Here is a 15,298-nt window from a genome sequence, read left to right as displayed (position 1 = left end):
TTTTATTTAACTTAATAAAATGAAAAACCTGGTTTTCTCATTTTTAGCGGCCTTCCTTTTTTGTTCGGCGTCTCGTGCTCAGGTAATCCAGGTAAATGCTGGTTCGGTCATTAGAACATTTGATCACAATCCAGCCGGAATAAATCTCAATTATCTTATGGACGATGATACCCATCTGAATCCCGCTATTCCGCTGCAACAGTCACTTAAAGAGATGAATGTTGGAGGTCTTAGATTTCCGGGAGGAGAGAAAGCGGATAATTATTTATGGTCTGTACCGCCTTATACGAGTGTAAACCCACATTTTGCTACGCAGGGAAATTGTAACTGGCCAAATAACGATCCTGCATTTTCTTCTAACTATCTAACGCCTTTGAGTTCAACTATGGACTTCGATGAATTTATGCTTGTTTGCCAAAATACACACGCAAGGCCTTTGATAGTGGTTGCCGGCGATGCACAGTACAATACATTTTGCACTGCAGCGCCAACACTCACAAGTTTAATTACGAATGCAGCAGAATGGGTTAAATACGCCAACATCACGCATGCGTATAAGATTAAAAACTGGGTTATAGGAAATGAAAGTTTTAATTCAGCTGCCTACGATGCTCCCTCCACAGCATCAGAATATGCTCACGATGTGATACAATTTTCTCAGGCCATGAAAGCAATAGATCCTACAATTTCTGTCGTAGCCAATGCTAAGTCAGGTGCCTGGATTGATACACTGATAAGTATTGCAGGAGCTTACATAGATGCTATAGCTGTAAGTAACTATCCCATTTATAACTGGACTAACGGTTACGATACATACAGAACGGGAAATCCTAACCTGGTGTCAGAAATAAATTCTATTCTTAGTTCGGTAAGCAATACAAACATTCGTATAATTGTTACAGAATACAATGCTATTGATTGGGCTTATACCTGGCCGCAGAATAACGACCTGGGACACGCCATTGTAAATTTTCAAATGTTCGGAGATCAAATGAAAATTAGCAGAGTAGAGGATGCTTATTTGTGGAATACACGTTGGGTAAACAATGTGACTGCGCCTCAGGATGTATTTGACGCCGTGGATGCGAACGGAGGTTTAAATGCTACAGGCAAAGCTCTTTCTATGTGGGGTAACAATATGTTAGAAAAAATGGTTTCAACTACGAATGGAAACTATGTGAATTCTTTTGCAGTGAGAGATAGTTCGGGAGATAGTCTGAATATATTTCTTATTAATAAAGATAATCAACCGCGAACGGCAACTGTAACTGTCAACAATTTTCCAGCTCTGAGTCAACCTAATTTTTCTTTATCACATGTACGTCTGAGTGGAAGTTCTCCGGCTGATAAAATCCCCGTTATTACTTATCCCACTGGTAGTGTAAGTATTTCAGGAAATGTTTTAAAAGTAAATTTAAGTCCGCATTCTATCAATGTATTGAAAATGAAACATGTTACTCTGCCAGATACTAACACTAATCCTGTTGATACTACAACGGTGCCACCGACAACGCTTACTACTGTCGGGATAAAAAGCATCAACGACTCTGATGCTAGTGTTGCCGTGTATCCTAATCCTAACACAGGCACGTTGCATGTGGATTTTCAAAATCCCTTGACGAAAGAGGAAGAAATACGAATTACAAATAGCCTTGGTATTGAAATTTATTCTCTGAAAACAAGAACCCAAAAAAATACAATCAATACAAAAGAAATTCCAAACGGAGTTTATTTTCTTATGATGGGTAGCTCAAGGAGAGTAGTAGTGAAGTCTAGCGAATAAGGGTTTTACGCCTCCCACCATTTAGCTTGTATGCCAACATATACCCCATCATTTTTTAGTTCGATGGGATAGGTCTTTAGCCCGTAGCCTCCCCCGGAGGTAGACTTTCCTGTTTTGAGATCGAAAGAGTAGCGATGAAGCGGACAAACAATTTCATTTTCTTTTGTGCAAAAGCCTTTACTTAAGCTGGCGCCGTTGTGCGGGCATTTTTCCTGCACGGCAAAAAAACCTTTATCAGTTCTGGTGATACAGATTTTTTCACCCCTTAATTCAAACACAACAAAGTTGTTAGGTTGAATGTAGTTTTCAAAATCTTTTTGGTTTTCGAATATGCGGATCCAGTGATAGGCCATAGGTTGTTCTCGACTACGCTCGAACTGACATTGTTCTCGACTTCGCTCGAACTGACATTGTTCTCGACGGCGCTTGAACTGACATTGTTCTCGACTTCGCTCGAACTGACATTGTTCTCGACTGCGCTTGAACTGACATTGTTCTCGACGGCGCTTGAACTGACATTGTTCTCGACTTCGCTTGAACTGACATTGTTCTCGACTTCGCTCGAACTGACATTGTTCTTGACGGCGCTTGAACTGACATTGTTCTCGACTGCGCTTGAACTGACATTGTTCTCGACTTCGCTCGAACTGACATTGTTCTTGACTGCGCTTGAACTGACATTGTTCTCGACTTCGCTCGAACTGACATTGTTCTCGACTTCGCTCGAACTGACATTGTTCTCGACGGCGCTTGAACTGACATTGTTCTTGTCAGATCGAGCGTAGTTGATGTCAGATCGAGCGTAGTCGATGTCAGATCGAGCGTAGTTGATGTCAGATCGAGCGTAGTCGAGATCATATGATATCGCTCATCGTATAAATCCCCTTTTTACCCTTCAGAAATTCTGCTGCTATCACCGCGCCCAGGGCAAACCCTTTACGGTTGTGAGCTTTATGCATAATCTCAATATCATCAATGTCTGATTGGTATTTCATAATGTGCGTTCCCGGTACTTCTCCCTCACGGATGTCTTTTATAAATAAAGTGTTTGAGTTTTTCTCGTCAATACTCCATTTATTTTTGCGCTCAAGTTTCTCTATTACCTGGTTGGCTAACGTTATGGCCGTTCCGCTGGGTTTATCTAATTTATGAATGTGGTGAATCTCTTCCATACTTACTTCGTAGTCGGTGTATTTATTCATCAACTCAGCCAAGTAGGTATTTACTTTAAAAAAAAGATTCACACCCAGACTAAAATTTGTAGCGTGAAAAAGACTTCCGTTTTTTTCAGAGCTCATTTTTTTAATGGCATCAAAATTTTCGTACCAACCTGTAGTGCCAACAACAACTGGTACTCCCGCGTCGAAACACTTCTCTATATTTTGGAGAACGGTATGAGGTGTGCTAAATTCAATAGCCGCATCCGCTTTTTGTAAATCGTTTTTGCCAATTGTACCGGAATTATCTTTGTCCACTTTTAATACAATAGTGTGTCCTCTTTTTATGGCAATGGCTTCAATTTCTTTACCCATTTTGCCGTAACCAATCAATGCAATGTTCATATAATTATTTAAATTTTAAAGTGAGAGAAAGTCCGGCACCTGTTCTGTATCCGGTCGGACTCTTGTAGATCGAAGGCCAGGGGTCAATCTGCAAACTTAAATCGTCACTGACGTCGAAAGTCTTTAGATGCGCATCCACATTGGCATCTACAATATTCAGGATGTAAAGTATAGCAATTCCCAGGATGGCAATGTCTCGTTTTTTTCTGTAGGTGACTTTCTGAACCTGCAGTTGCGAGGTGTTATAGCGGGTTTCATTAATAGTAAGCGGATCGAGATCAGCTTCCGCTCTTAAATTTTGCCTGTAATAGTTGTATTCTCTATTGTTGGTCACAAACATGTATCCGAAACCTCCAAGGCCGACATAGATTATTGGAACTTTCCAGTATTTTTTATTGTAAACCTGTCCGAGTCCAGGTAAAATAGCGCTTAGTGTACTGGCTCTTCTGGGCCCAGAGTAAGTTTGCTTGTGCGCTGCTTTTGCCTTTGCAACACTATCCTGCGCCAACGTCAAACTATCCTGCTGCGAAAATGCCGGTAATAAAAAAAGGGAGAAAAAAAGTAGTAGAAAAGGCTTTTTCATTTAGATCACAAGGTCTTTTACATTCATGTGTCCCAGATCTGTATCCATAGACTTGTCCAGCTCCTCCATTAATTTGTTTATGTGAATAGATTCGGTGGTATCACTTATTGGAAGTGTGTTAATGCCGTGGCGTTCTATAGTATCAATAAAGTAGCGTACTGTAAACTTGCTTTCTGTTACGCCCGGCTGATAAACAATTTCCTTATCTTTTTCACGCACCACTTCTACGAATATTCCGGATTCTACAAAAGTATTTAGGAGGTTACGCGTGAGGCGCGAGGGAAGATCAAGTTTTTCTGAAATTTCTACGGCTGTTAAAGCAGATTCTTTATGGAAGAATCTTTTAGAAACAAGATTGGCAATCATCAGGGAAATTACTTTTTTGTAACGTGTACTTAAATTCTGAATATCTTCTTTCAATTCGTAATGATCTACATTTTGATTCGCATAAGCGAGTTCTGCTCCGAATAAAACAATGTACCAGCTGTATTGCACCCAGATCAAAAAGAGAGGCAGGGCTGCAAAACCCCCATAGATAGCATTTAAACGATTGGCCCCGATCTGGAAACGGATGTAACCCCAACCTAAAAGTTCAAAAAGTATAGTGGCTACTATAGCTGCAGAAAAAGCAGCTCTGGCCTTAACTTTTGTATTAGGCATAGCCACATATAAAAATGTAAAAACACCTGCAACTATACCATAGGCCAAAAGTTTGATAAGGTAAGTTCCGATAAAACCTAAAAAATGAAGATTTCCAACCCGGGTTTCTACAGCAACGGTCAAACTTCCTGAAACTATCAACATTAACGGGCCCACCATCATGATCGTTAAATAATCTGTGACTTTCCTTATCCAGGTTCTTCCGCGCTTAATTTCCCAAATAGTATTAAAGCTATTTTCAATGTTTATAAGGAGCTGCATGACACTCCACAATAATAACAGAATCCCAAAGGTGGCAATAATCCCTCCTTGTGTGCTGGCTAATAATTTAGACGCTGAGCCAAAAGCTTCGTTTAAAACCTGCTCGTATTGTGGGAACTTACCTAATAGGAGTTTTTGAATATTAGCCTCATAGCCAAAACCCTTGGCAATGGCAAACACCAAAGCAAGAATGGGTACAATCGAAAATAAGGTATAGAAGGTAAGTGCGGTGGCAGTTACAAGGCAATTATCATCCCTGAATTCTTTAATGGCTAAAGAAAAAACACGCAGTTGTCGAAGTAAAAGCCCCTGACGTTTTTCTACCTTGTTAAGACGTATTTTCCAGAGTCTGTAAGAAACAAACTCTACTGATTTTTTAGCTAAGTAGACAATATTTGCCATAATAAAACAAAATTAGCAATTTATTTAAGCACTGCGATAATTAAATACTGCCATTGTTTTCATTAGCAATTATTGTCTTTTTACCTGCGGGTGCTGGTTAACTTTGCAAAGTAATTTAAAGATAGTAAACAAGCTTTTGCAAGGTTTTCCCGACGCGTCGGGCTAAGTTTTCTAAAGTTTTTTCGGCAAGCTTTTAGTTATTATCTTTAGTCGCATTATGCCTCAGCTATGATCGTTGGAACCTCTCTTCATAAAAAATTTAATGAACTCGAAATATTAAAGGGGGTCGACCTCGAAATCAAAGAGGGAGAAATAGTGTCCATCATCGGCTCCTCAGGTGCGGGCAAAACAACACTGCTAACTATTTTAGGAACTCTTGATCGTCCAACATCAGGCACAGTCATGATCAATAATGAAGAAGTTTCTAAATTAAACGATAAAAAACTGGCGGCTTTTCGAAATCAGAATATTGGATTTGTTTTCCAGTTCCATCAACTCCTCCCTGAATTTACTGCCCTTGAAAACATTTGCATTCCCGCATTGATAGCTAATAAGAATAAAAAAGAAACCGAGAAGAAAGCCGAAGAACTTTTGGAAATGTTTAATCTTAGCCTGAGAAGACAGCACAAACCTTCTGAACTAAGTGGAGGGGAGCAGCAGAGAGTGGCTGTAGCCAGAGCCCTTATAAATTCTCCCAAAGTGATTTTTGCTGATGAACCAAGTGGGAATCTTGACAGCAAAAATGCTGAAGAGCTGCATCGGCTCTTTTTTAAACTCAGAGATAATTTTAAGCAAACTTTTGTTATAGTAACCCACAACGCTGAACTTGCCGCCATGGCCGACAGAACTCTCACCATGCGTGACGGACGTATTGTTCAGTAAACTCGGTTTTTTTACAAGTTTTAGGGTTTGCCAATCCAAAGAATTGGATGATCCTCTTCCGAAAATCATTTCTAATACTTATATTTGATAGACTCTGAACCTGTAATTATGTCGTTATACCACCATCCTACTTATTTGCTAAAAGCGCTTGCGGAACGGGAACAAAACGGTTTGCTCAGGAAATTAAGTTTCAATTTTCCAGAGATTGATTTTTGCAGCAATGATTACCTAGGGTTTTCGAAATTGGGATGGCTGGATAAGAAATTACAGAGCTTAAATACCGAAGATTCGCAAAGCAATGAGCCAGTGCACTTCGGATCAACAGGTTCGCGGTTGATTAGCGGAAATAGTAAACAAGTAGAAGAAGCGGAAAAACAAATTGCATTATTTCATCATGCACAAAGTGCGCTGATCTTTAATTCTGGCTACGATGCAAACGTAGGTTTACTTTCTTGTGTTGCTCAAAAAACAGATTTAATTTTATACGACGAATTTGTGCATGCTTCTATATATGACGGTATTCGCCTAAGCCACGCTACGCATTATAAATTTAAGCATAATGATGTGGAAGGACTGGAAGAATTGATTCAGCGACATCAGAAGAACTTTGAAAATATTTATGTAGTTGTTGAAAGTGTGTATTCCATGGAAGGGGACTCTGCACCACTTTTGGAGTTAGTGGAAATTTGCCAGGACTTTAAAAATATTTTTTTAATTGTAGATGAAGCTCATGCTATTGGCGTATTTGGAAAGCAGGGTAGGGGTCTCTGCAACGCACTTTCTATAGAAAATAAAATTTTCGCCCGCATTTACACTTACGGAAAAGCTATGGGTTGCCATGGTGCGGCAATTGTGGGCAGTGAAATTTTAAGGAATTATCTGATTAATTTTTCCAGGACGTTTATTTACACAACAGCGCTGCCATCTTATAGTATTGAAGCTATAAAACATTCTTACCAGCTCTTGATCGAAACCAATCAGAAAGATCTTTTGCAAAGTAACATCGCCTACTTTTATTCTAAGGCATCTGCTATTAAAAATTGTGTAAAAAGTCAGAGTGCTATACATGCCTTACAACTGGGAAGTAACGATTCGGTAGACAGGCTTGATAAGCTTTTGAAAGAAAATAAAATTCACGCACGAATTATGAAAAGTCCGGTTGTTAAACCTGGCAGAGAGCGTGTAAGATTCTCAATTCACGCGTTTAATACAAAAGAAGAAATTGATACTTTGGTGGACGTTCTTCAAAAATTTCACAGGTAGATTTATTTTTTATTTAGCATTCGGTCTACTTGCCATACCAGCAAACCCGAACCAATGCCCACAACCATCCCTCCCAGCACATCACTTGGGAAGTGCACACCCAAACGCATCCTTGAATAGCCAACCATTCCGGCATACAAATAGGCAGGAACAGCCACATACCATTTTTGATAGCTGAGTGTGAGCGACGTTGCCATCGCAAAAGCGGAAGTTGTATGTCCACTTGGAAAAGAATAGCGTCCCGCATGAGTTCTCTGAACAAATTCTCCCGGATATTTTATATCAGGACGGGGCCTGTTAATTGAAATTTTTAGGCCGGAAGAAACAAGGGCCGCAAATCCAATGGTGATAGCGCTTTTAACACCATTGCGCATCATAACCTTGTCTTTTGTAAAATACCCGTTGGCAAAAATGCCTACAACAGTAACAGGAATTAAGGGATTTACGGTATTCGAAAGACCCCGCATGCCCTTATCCCATTTAGGCATATCTGTTTTATTGATTGCTTTCAGAATTCTAAAATCGAGGTTCTGACAAAAAGCCTTACCAGCGATAAGAAAAAGGAAAAGCAAGATTACTTTTTTAACCATTCTACAAATGTATTGAAGGCAAATTACAAAATATCCTGTAACCAAAACAAATTACCAGAGTTATGAAATGAACACATCATGGCACTGAAAAAAATCATCCTCTGTTTATTAGTCAGCACTCAGCTTCAGGCGGCTCATATTAGCATGAGCCTGCAAAAAGCAGTGGATAAAAAGCTGGTCTTTGTTAAGGTGGCCAGTTTGGGTGGCTACCAGGGATTTTGCGTTAACATGGTTTTAAAAAATCTTACAAAAGACTCTTTAATTATTCTCGTAGAAGCCGGCAGACGTTTAAATTCGCTGGACGATCAACAGCAGGATATTCTGCTTGTAAAAGAAGAGAGCGTTGCGTTAAAAATGAATGAGGGCAAGAGCTTCAACTTGAAAGGTTATTGTTGCCAGGCATCAAAGCACGCCCCGTCTCCCGGCTCAAAATTTTCTGTAAATACTTTGGCCGACAGCAATCTTGTTAGTTTGGCGCGTTATTTAAATGTGAGTAAATTTGATGCAAATGCTGAGCAAGAGGCAGTCTGGTCTCTGAGTGATAAGAGGCCTACTGCAACCATTACCGCTCCTGAAGATTCACTTTTGCATGGTTTACGTCAAAAGGTCGCGATGATTAAAGGCGAACCCATACCCTGGTACAGAATTCTTTCAAAAAAAATTAATTATTCCAATGGAGCAATAGGCATCGTTAACTTGAACCTGCGAGGTGATTTGGTTTATTCAAATGATCTGGCGAATTATGCAACTCTTTCGGTTGTAAATGAAAAAGGCTTGCCGGTATGCGAAATTAAAAGCGAATGGCTAAACGTTTCTACGAATCAAATTTACAAACTCGATCTCCCCATTAAAGGCCTGGCAAAGGGTAAATACACCATTGAGCTCAGAACTCCCGAAAAACAACTGGCTCAAAAAGAGTTTGAGCTTTAGTTTTTGAGCTTCGTCGAAAAGATTTAATTAAAAATTGCAGAGGGTTTACCATGTAATTTCTTTTCTTGTATCTTAGAACGGTTTAATTCTAAGAAATAAATATTTTATTAATGAAACGCTTTTTATTCAACTGCACAGTGTTTCTAGCAAGCTTTTTGTTTATATCTTTTTTGTTGGACTCTGTAGTTATTGAAGACGACTACATCATTTATAAAACCTCAAATACTTCTTACGAAAAAATCGGGTGGAATTTAAATTTAATAAAAAGGTATCCGGAAAAAATTAAGGGGGCTGATGTTTTTCTTGGATCGTCGCTTATACAAGCAGACGTTTCTGATTCTATTTTAAGAGCGAATGGAGTTCCTGCAATTAATTTTGGAGTTAATGGAACGGGTCATGAAATAGAGAGATTCTTTTTGGAGAGGATAGCTCCCTGTAAGCCGGGCAAGGTGTATTTGCACCTTTATAAAATTGATAAGGGCGCGTTGCATGATATGACTCCGCTTTTATATACGCCATTGTCACTGCTTAAAAGAGGCCAATCCTTCAGTATTTATTTTATCAGATTCCTTTTGAAAAGAATTTATTTTGTGGCCGATTATCTTGTATGGAAACTAGACGAAGAATCAGATAAAGATTGGCAATATTATCCTGAATATGGAAGTGTATGCAGGGATGGCGGTTTTACCAAGGAAAAGTATAGTGATATAAAAAAAGAAGTAAGCGATGATTATTTCTATTCGTTTAATCTTCACCGTAACTCTTTTATAAAGGAAACGGAAAAAGGTTCGGGTAATTTTTATACTCGTGTAATTCCGTTGGTTCGAAGGGTTCGTTACAGCTTCTACAATTCGGATTTTATTTTTAATACAGGCTCACAATCAAGGTTTGCTTTAAGTTGCCTGGAGTTTTGTAAAGCGAATAATTTAGAAACCAAGCGACTCTATCTTCCCATGGTGACGGATGCAAAAATTAATAAAGATTTTGATGATACTTTTTATGTGCCGCGCGGATATTTCCCTATCATTACCTTAAAAAACTTTGATTTTTTAGATTCGGCCCGCTATTGGGCTGACATGGCGCACATGAGCAAAGAAGGCGCAGATATTTTTACCAAAAAATTAGTGGAAGAGAAAATCATCATTAGATAAAATAGGCACAAGTAATTTATCGCGCAAGGACGGAAAGGAGCGAAACCCTATACCGTGCTTTGCGTCTTTATGCGAAATCTGTAGCCTGCCAAGGGCTCTTTGCCAGAACCTGTTCATGAAAAAGCCACTAAGAATTTCTCAGTGGCTTCGCAGTTTTTACAATCGTAAAATCTATGAATTCATAAACAACGGATATTTCTCCATCATCGTATTTACTTTCTTTTTTACTTTAGCAAGCTCTTTTGGATTGTCTTTATTCTTCAATACATTATCAATGTGCTCAACTATTTTCAGACACTCTTTTTCTTTTAAACCACGCGTTGTAATAGCCGGCGACCCAATACGGATACCAGAAGTCACAAAGGCAGATTTATCATCAAAAGGAACCATGTTTTTATTCACCGTAATATTTACCTGTTCTAAAGCTGCGAGCGCTTCTTTTCCATTTAAGTTTTTATTGCGCAGATCAATTAAGAACATGTGGTTATCTGTTCCTTTAGAAACAATATTATAACCCAAATCCATAAAGCCTTTTGCCATAGCTTGTGAATTTCTGATTACCTGAATGCAATAGTGCATATAGTCGTCAGTTAAAGCTTCTCCATAAGCAACGGCTTTTGCAGCAATCACATGCTCTAATGGACCACCTTGTGTTCCTGGAAAAACAGCCATGTCTAAAACAGCGCTCATCATTTTTATTTCTCCTTTAGGTGTTTTTTCACCCATGGTATTTTCAAAATCCTTACCCATCATAATCATTCCACCGCGGGGTCCGCGTAAAGTTTTATGCGTTGTTGTAGTAACAATATGGCAATGAGGTAGAGGATCATTTAAAATGCCTTTGGCGATGAGTCCGCTTGGATGCGCGATATCCGCCATTAATAGAGCACCTACTTCATCCGAAATTTTACGAAGACGTATGTAATCCCAGTCGCGTGAATAGGCGCTGGCTCCGCAGATGATCATTTTTGGTTTCTCTTTTTTCGCTGTAGCTTCTAAAGTGTCGTAGTTGATAACACCTGTTTCTTTTTCTACGCCATAAAACACCGGACGGTATAACTTTCCTGAAAAATTTACAGGAGAACCATGGGTTAAATGTCCACCATGAGAAAGATCCAGGCCCAAAATAGTATCGCCTGGTTTTAAGCATGCCAGCATCACTGCAGCGTTTGCCTGTGCGCCTGAGTGCGGTTGCACATTTACCCATTCAGCACCATATAATTCTTTCGCGCGGTCAATAGCCAGTTGCTCAATTTTGTCAACCACTTCACACCCTCCGTAATATCGTTTAAAAGGCAAGCCCTCTGCATATTTGTTCGTTAATACACTGCCCATGGCCTGCATTACCTGGTTACTCACGTAATTTTCAGAGGCAATTAATTCAACGCCTTCCGTTTGACGGTGTTGCTCTTCTTTAATTAATTTAAAAATGGTAGAATCTTTTTTTATCATGATTGAAGGGATTTATTATACAGTTTTTCTGAAGCGACTAAAATTAAGCAAATAATTGGAGATTGCGCAATACCCATCAGCCAGCGGCTCAAGGTGTATTCATCATCCTGCAGGCGACCGTTTATAAAATAGCCGTAAAGCATGGATAAGGCCGCAAAACCAACAATTACAAAATATGTGTAAACAACCAGCTTTGCCAGAAAGCGTGTATCCGTAAGTAGTTTTACCGCCAAATAGTTGGCACTAAAAAATAGCACAACTGAGATGAGCGTATATAAATATTTGGAGTAATAGAGTGTGTCGTAAGAATAGTTTCTGAATACATTCATTATTTCTGCGGGGGCAACGGCAGAGGGTCTGTTATGATATTTCTCAAACATCAGGATATTAAGGTGCACGAAAAAAAACTCGCGGCAATATCCCAAAAGAGCAAAAAAGGCAAAAAATAAAACAAACCACTTAGCTTTTTTCATAAGCTTTGGCTTTAACAGAGAAGCGGTTTACCCAGACCATCCACAAAAAAAAGATAAAGGCGTATATAAGGAAGGTAAACGTATATGTATGATTGAAGTTAAGGTAGGCCGGGTAGGAATTTGCAATCATGGCCAACGCAGCTACACGTAAAATATTCAATAGATGAATGGCAATAATACCAGCAGGAATAAACCACACCTTGTCTTTTTGGTTGCCTGGATAAGCAATAATAAAAACGGCAAACAATGAAAAAAGTGTAATTGCGTTGCAATTAGAACCAACCCAAACACCGCTTGACCCATCAATACCGATCACCTGAAAATCGTGATCCTGCAATACTTTAAAGGTTTTATAACCCAACACACGTAGTACAACATCTGCGGATTCTATAATAAGTCCGATAAATTTTTGATCGTAAAACGTATAGCGCTTAACAATAAACTGGTAAATAAGATACAGAAAAAAGTAAAGGAAACCAGCGCTGACAATGAATCTTACAAAGGCATTTGACTTTATTAAAGCCTTCATTTAGCAAAGAAATTAAGAAATAACTTCCTCTTTTTTACGAAGATCGTAGAATTTCTTAGCGCCAAAAAGTACGCCTGCAACAATTAAGAAGATAATTCCGTTGTCAATAGGTACACAAGGAGGCGGCCAGCACAGTGGACCCGAAGTTGAAGAACTTGGAGGGGGCGCTGGAGCTGCAAATAAGGCCTGTGCTCCAAAAAATAGTATAACAGTAAAAAGAGATTTCAAGGTTTTCATTATAGACTATAAATATATAAAAAAACAATAAATCACGCAACATTATGCTTTAAAACTTTATATTTGTTAACTAAAATTATAAGTGGCGAACCCGGTAAACAATAAAAAACAGGCCATAGTTTCTGCAAGGGATTTAAATCTAATCCTGAGAATAATAAAATCTAACTGGTGGATCCTGCTTTTGATCCTTCCTTTGTTTTATGCTATGGGTACTTTCTATGTATACCGGCTTACGACGGTTTACAAGGCTTCTACCGAATTTTTACTTCAGGCGGACGACGCTTATTATAAAAATAACGTACTAAGCGACGCAAGTTTTTATTCCTTTAGCTCTTACGTAGATAACTCTAACGAAACACGTATTATTCAATCTTATGATCTTGCCAGTAAGGTTGTAGACAAGCTTATCGATAATTTGCAGGTTTCTTATTTTATTGTTGGTAAAGTAAGAACAACAGAACAGTTCTCAGGCATGCCTTTCAGGATCTCTGTAAACTTTATTAACCCTGCTTATTACGAACAAGTTTTTGATTTCAGGATTATAGATTTTGATAGCTACGAAATAAGCTTTCAACAAAACGGAGAAAAACAGGTGAAAAAAGGGCGTTTTGGAGAAAACCTGATTGACATTGATTTACCCATTAAGATAAGCAGAGTTGAGAATTTTACAAAAGAAACCGGGGCCTCGTTCAAAGAGATCTTATACCAGTTTAGTATTCATAGTAAGGACTTTCTTATCTCCAACATTCGTGGCAACCTTGCCGTTCAAAACCCTGAATTTACACAGATCTTAAAAGTCGATCTTAAAGATGTAATCCCCGAAAGAGCGGTGCTGATTTTAGATACGTTGAACGCCGTGTATTCGCAGAGCAAATTGAAAACCAAATACGATCTCAATGAGCGCACTATTTCCTATATCGATAAACAGCTAAACGAAATTACCTTTTCTTTAAAAAGCATAGAAGATACTATGCAGGATTATAAAGAGAGAAAGTCCATTATTAATCTTGACTGGCAACAAAATGATTTTTTAGGTAAAATAAGTAGTTACGACGGTCAGAAATCGAAATTGCAACTAGAGGTAAGCGCTTTAAGTGATCTTGAAAAGTACATTATCGAAGATAAAGACCCACAATTCCTGCCTCCAAGTGTTTTTATCAGTGAAAAAGGGGGTTTTATGATTCAGGCGGTAAATGACCTCTATACTAAACAGATTGAACTAAACAGAGTTTATAATATTGCTAAGGAAACAAACCCGATAATTGCTGATCTTAAAGCGAGCATAAAAAAAACAAAACAAGATTTATTAATTTATATCAATAATCAGCGTAAAGCAACCAATCAGCAGATTGAAAGTCTTAACACCGAAATCGTAGATTATATTAACCAGGCCAAACTTATTCCGGGTAAACAGCGCGACATTTTGAATATTCAGCGCCAAACCAATGTTAGCGAACAACTTTACAATTTTTTACTGGAAAAAAAGGCCAGCACCAAAATTGCAAAGGCCAGCATTGTGCCGGATGTAAAAATTGTAGAATCTCCTCGATATGGGGGTATTGATTCGCCCGATAAAGCAGCTATTCAAAAACAGTTTATTTCTTTTGGCCTCATTTTGTCTATAATCATAATTGCTATTCGCGCTATGTTTTATACCAAAATTAAGTCGGTAGAACAGTTAAAAGAACTCACTACACTACCTTTAATTGGAGTTTTACCCTTTGTTAAGGAAGCAGATAGCGAAGGCGTAATCGTGGATCAGAGTCCCAATTCGCTTATTTCAGAGTCATTCAGAAATTTCAGAACCAATTTACAGTATGCCAGTATAGGCAACGATGCTAAGTCGTATTTAGTTACTTCGTTTCTGCCGGGTGAAGGTAAAACCTTTACCAGCACTAACCTTGGGGCTATTCTTGCAAAGAGTGGTAAAAGAACTGTACTGATCGAGCTTGATCTCCACAAGCCGCGTATTTACAAGCGTTTTGGCTTGCCGGCACAGGACAAAGGTATAACCACCTGCATCAATGGTCATAATACTTTTGAGGAGATAATCACAGAAACTCATATTCAGAATCTCTACTGCATTTTTGCCGGACCCATTCCTCCAAATCCTTCAGAGTATGTTCTTTCCGCAAAAATGAAGGAAATTATCGACAGAGCTAAAGCTGAATTTGATTACGTTATTATTGATACTCCACCCGCTGGTCTTCTGTCAGATTCCGTATTCCTGATTCAAAATGTGGATGCCTCTATATTTGTATTAAACACCCGCACCAGCAGTAAAAAGGTGATCACTTTTATTGAAGACATAATAGAAGCCAACAAACTTAAGCATGTTTTACTCCTGCTGAACGGTGTGGCAAGACCAGGAAAACGTTACTATTACCAGGGCTATGGCTATAGTTATGGTTATGGCTACGGTTATGGCTATGGTAAAGGCTACGGATACAAAAAATAGCCCTTAAAAACCCCAATTTTTTGTATATTTTCGAATATTTCCTGATATTTGTTACTATAAATTGAGTACTTTTATTACTCAA

The 15,298-nt window shown here is 38.7% G+C and carries 15 protein-coding genes; 6 read left to right on the top strand and 9 right to left on the bottom strand.

The genetic code is table 11. From position 1 onward, the window contains the following. The first annotated feature begins 19 nt into the window (after nt 1-19). Entirely contained in the window at nt 20-1,783 is a 1,764-nt protein-coding gene (locus tag CNR22_07185) for a hypothetical protein (GenBank protein PBQ31558.1), read from the top strand. 5 nt (nt 1,784-1,788) lie between these two features. Here the strand turns inward: CNR22_07185 and CNR22_07180 are convergent, their stop codons facing one another. From CNR22_07180 to CNR22_07165, 4 genes are all read right to left on the bottom strand, one after another. Beyond that, nucleotides 1,789-2,136 (bottom strand): (2Fe-2S)-binding protein, encoded by a 348-nt coding sequence (locus CNR22_07180; protein ID PBQ31557.1) that lies wholly within the window; start codon nt 2,134-2,136, stop codon nt 1,789-1,791. Between the two features lie 501 nt (nt 2,137-2,637). Next, nucleotides 2,638-3,345 (bottom strand): 4-hydroxy-tetrahydrodipicolinate reductase, encoded by a 708-nt coding sequence (gene dapB, locus CNR22_07175; GenBank protein PBQ31556.1) that lies wholly within the window; start codon nt 3,343-3,345, stop codon nt 2,638-2,640. A 4-nt stretch (nt 3,346-3,349) separates the two neighbouring features. Beyond that, nucleotides 3,350-3,928: a hypothetical protein gene (locus CNR22_07170; protein PBQ31555.1), complete on the bottom strand. Its 579-nt coding sequence runs from the start codon at nt 3,926-3,928 to the stop codon at nt 3,350-3,352. Next, nucleotides 3,929-5,251, bottom strand: coding sequence for a hypothetical protein (locus CNR22_07165; protein PBQ31554.1), 1,323 nt, complete (start codon nt 5,249-5,251; stop codon nt 3,929-3,931). A gap of 228 nt (nt 5,252-5,479) precedes the next feature. Here CNR22_07165 and CNR22_07160 point away from each other — a divergent pair, with 228 nt between their 5' ends. Together CNR22_07160 and CNR22_07155 are read left to right on the top strand one after the other, a co-directional pair. Further along, nucleotides 5,480-6,133: a lipoprotein-releasing system ATP-binding protein LolD gene (locus CNR22_07160; protein PBQ31553.1), complete on the top strand. Its 654-nt coding sequence runs from the start codon at nt 5,480-5,482 to the stop codon at nt 6,131-6,133. Nucleotides 6,134-6,241: 108 nt separating this feature from the next. Then, on the top strand, nt 6,242-7,396 hold the full coding sequence (locus CNR22_07155) for an 8-amino-7-oxononanoate synthase (GenBank protein PBQ31552.1): 1,155 nt from the start codon (nt 6,242-6,244) through the stop codon (nt 7,394-7,396). 2 nt (nt 7,397-7,398) lie between these two features. Here CNR22_07155 and CNR22_07150 read toward each other — a convergent pair whose 3' ends face one another. Then, the gene (locus CNR22_07150) at nt 7,399-7,986 is read right to left on the bottom strand and encodes a phosphoesterase PA-phosphatase (GenBank protein PBQ31551.1); all 588 of its coding nucleotides are present in this window, start codon (nt 7,984-7,986) and stop codon (nt 7,399-7,401) included. A 78-nt stretch (nt 7,987-8,064) separates the two neighbouring features. Here CNR22_07150 and CNR22_07145 point away from each other — a divergent pair, with 78 nt between their 5' ends. Further along, entirely contained in the window at nt 8,065-8,916 is an 852-nt protein-coding gene (locus tag CNR22_07145) for a hypothetical protein (GenBank protein ID PBQ31550.1), read from the top strand. 110 nt (nt 8,917-9,026) lie between these two features. Further along, nucleotides 9,027-10,067, top strand: a complete 1,041-nt coding sequence (locus CNR22_07140) for a hypothetical protein (GenBank protein ID PBQ31549.1) — start codon at nt 9,027-9,029, stop codon at nt 10,065-10,067. Between the two features lie 171 nt (nt 10,068-10,238). On the opposite strand, the gene glyA is transcribed toward CNR22_07140, so the two are convergent. From glyA to CNR22_07120, 4 genes are read right to left on the bottom strand one after another with little or no spacing between them, the layout of a single operon-like run. Then, on the bottom strand, nt 10,239-11,516 hold the full coding sequence (gene glyA, locus CNR22_07135; protein ID PBQ34847.1) for a serine hydroxymethyltransferase: 1,278 nt from the start codon (nt 11,514-11,516) through the stop codon (nt 10,239-10,241). Continuing rightward, on the bottom strand, nt 11,516-11,992 hold the full coding sequence (locus CNR22_07130; protein ID PBQ31548.1) for a hypothetical protein: 477 nt from the start codon (nt 11,990-11,992) through the stop codon (nt 11,516-11,518). Before CNR22_07130 ends, glyA begins: the two co-directional genes overlap by 1 nt. Then, nucleotides 11,979-12,521 (bottom strand): hypothetical protein, encoded by a 543-nt coding sequence (locus CNR22_07125; GenBank protein ID PBQ31547.1) that lies wholly within the window; start codon nt 12,519-12,521, stop codon nt 11,979-11,981. Before CNR22_07125 ends, CNR22_07130 begins: the two co-directional genes overlap by 14 nt. Before the next feature lie 12 nt (nt 12,522-12,533). Continuing rightward, nucleotides 12,534-12,758 carry a hypothetical protein gene (locus CNR22_07120; GenBank protein PBQ31546.1) on the bottom strand — a complete coding sequence of 75 codons (225 nt, stop codon included), beginning with the start codon at nt 12,756-12,758 and terminating at the stop codon, nt 12,534-12,536. Between the two features lie 82 nt (nt 12,759-12,840). Between CNR22_07120 and CNR22_07115 the strand changes: the two genes are divergently transcribed. Further along, nucleotides 12,841-15,216, top strand: a complete 2,376-nt coding sequence (locus CNR22_07115) for a hypothetical protein (GenBank protein PBQ31545.1) — start codon at nt 12,841-12,843, stop codon at nt 15,214-15,216. Nucleotides 15,217-15,298: the final 82 nt, after the last annotated feature.

The sequence above is a fragment of the Sphingobacteriaceae bacterium genome, from assembly GCA_002319075.1.
GTDB lineage: Bacteria > Bacteroidota > Bacteroidia > B-17B0 > Aurantibacillaceae > Aurantibacillus.
Note: the sequence above shows the minus strand (reverse complement) of the source record. Positions and strands in the feature narration are given on the sequence as shown.

What these genes read in the sequence shown, in the direction of transcription:
- CNR22_07170 (PBQ31555.1), bottom strand. Translation starts at nt 3,928, where the DNA reads ATGAAAAAGCCTTTTCTACTACTTTTTTTCTCCCTTTTTTTATTACCG.
- CNR22_07120 (PBQ31546.1), bottom strand. Translation starts at nt 12,758, where the DNA reads ATGAAAACCTTGAAATCTCTTTTTACTGTTATACTATTTTTTGGAGCA.
- CNR22_07155 (PBQ31552.1), top strand. Translation starts at nt 6,242, where the DNA reads ATGTCGTTATACCACCATCCTACTTATTTGCTAAAAGCGCTTGCGGAA.
- CNR22_07160 (PBQ31553.1), top strand. Translation starts at nt 5,480, where the DNA reads ATGATCGTTGGAACCTCTCTTCATAAAAAATTTAATGAACTCGAAATA.
- dapB (PBQ31556.1), bottom strand. Translation starts at nt 3,345, where the DNA reads ATGAACATTGCATTGATTGGTTACGGCAAAATGGGTAAAGAAATTGAA.
- CNR22_07125 (PBQ31547.1), bottom strand. Translation starts at nt 12,521, where the DNA reads ATGAAGGCTTTAATAAAGTCAAATGCCTTTGTAAGATTCATTGTCAGC.
- CNR22_07150 (PBQ31551.1), bottom strand. Translation starts at nt 7,986, where the DNA reads ATGGTTAAAAAAGTAATCTTGCTTTTCCTTTTTCTTATCGCTGGTAAG.
- CNR22_07185 (PBQ31558.1), top strand. Translation starts at nt 20, where the DNA reads ATGAAAAACCTGGTTTTCTCATTTTTAGCGGCCTTCCTTTTTTGTTCG.
- CNR22_07180 (PBQ31557.1), bottom strand. Translation starts at nt 2,136, where the DNA reads ATGGCCTATCACTGGATCCGCATATTCGAAAACCAAAAAGATTTTGAA.
- CNR22_07130 (PBQ31548.1), bottom strand. Translation starts at nt 11,992, where the DNA reads ATGAAAAAAGCTAAGTGGTTTGTTTTATTTTTTGCCTTTTTTGCTCTT.
- CNR22_07140 (PBQ31549.1), top strand. Translation starts at nt 9,027, where the DNA reads ATGAAACGCTTTTTATTCAACTGCACAGTGTTTCTAGCAAGCTTTTTG.
- CNR22_07165 (PBQ31554.1), bottom strand. Translation starts at nt 5,251, where the DNA reads ATGGCAAATATTGTCTACTTAGCTAAAAAATCAGTAGAGTTTGTTTCT.
- CNR22_07145 (PBQ31550.1), top strand. Translation starts at nt 8,065, where the DNA reads ATGGCACTGAAAAAAATCATCCTCTGTTTATTAGTCAGCACTCAGCTT.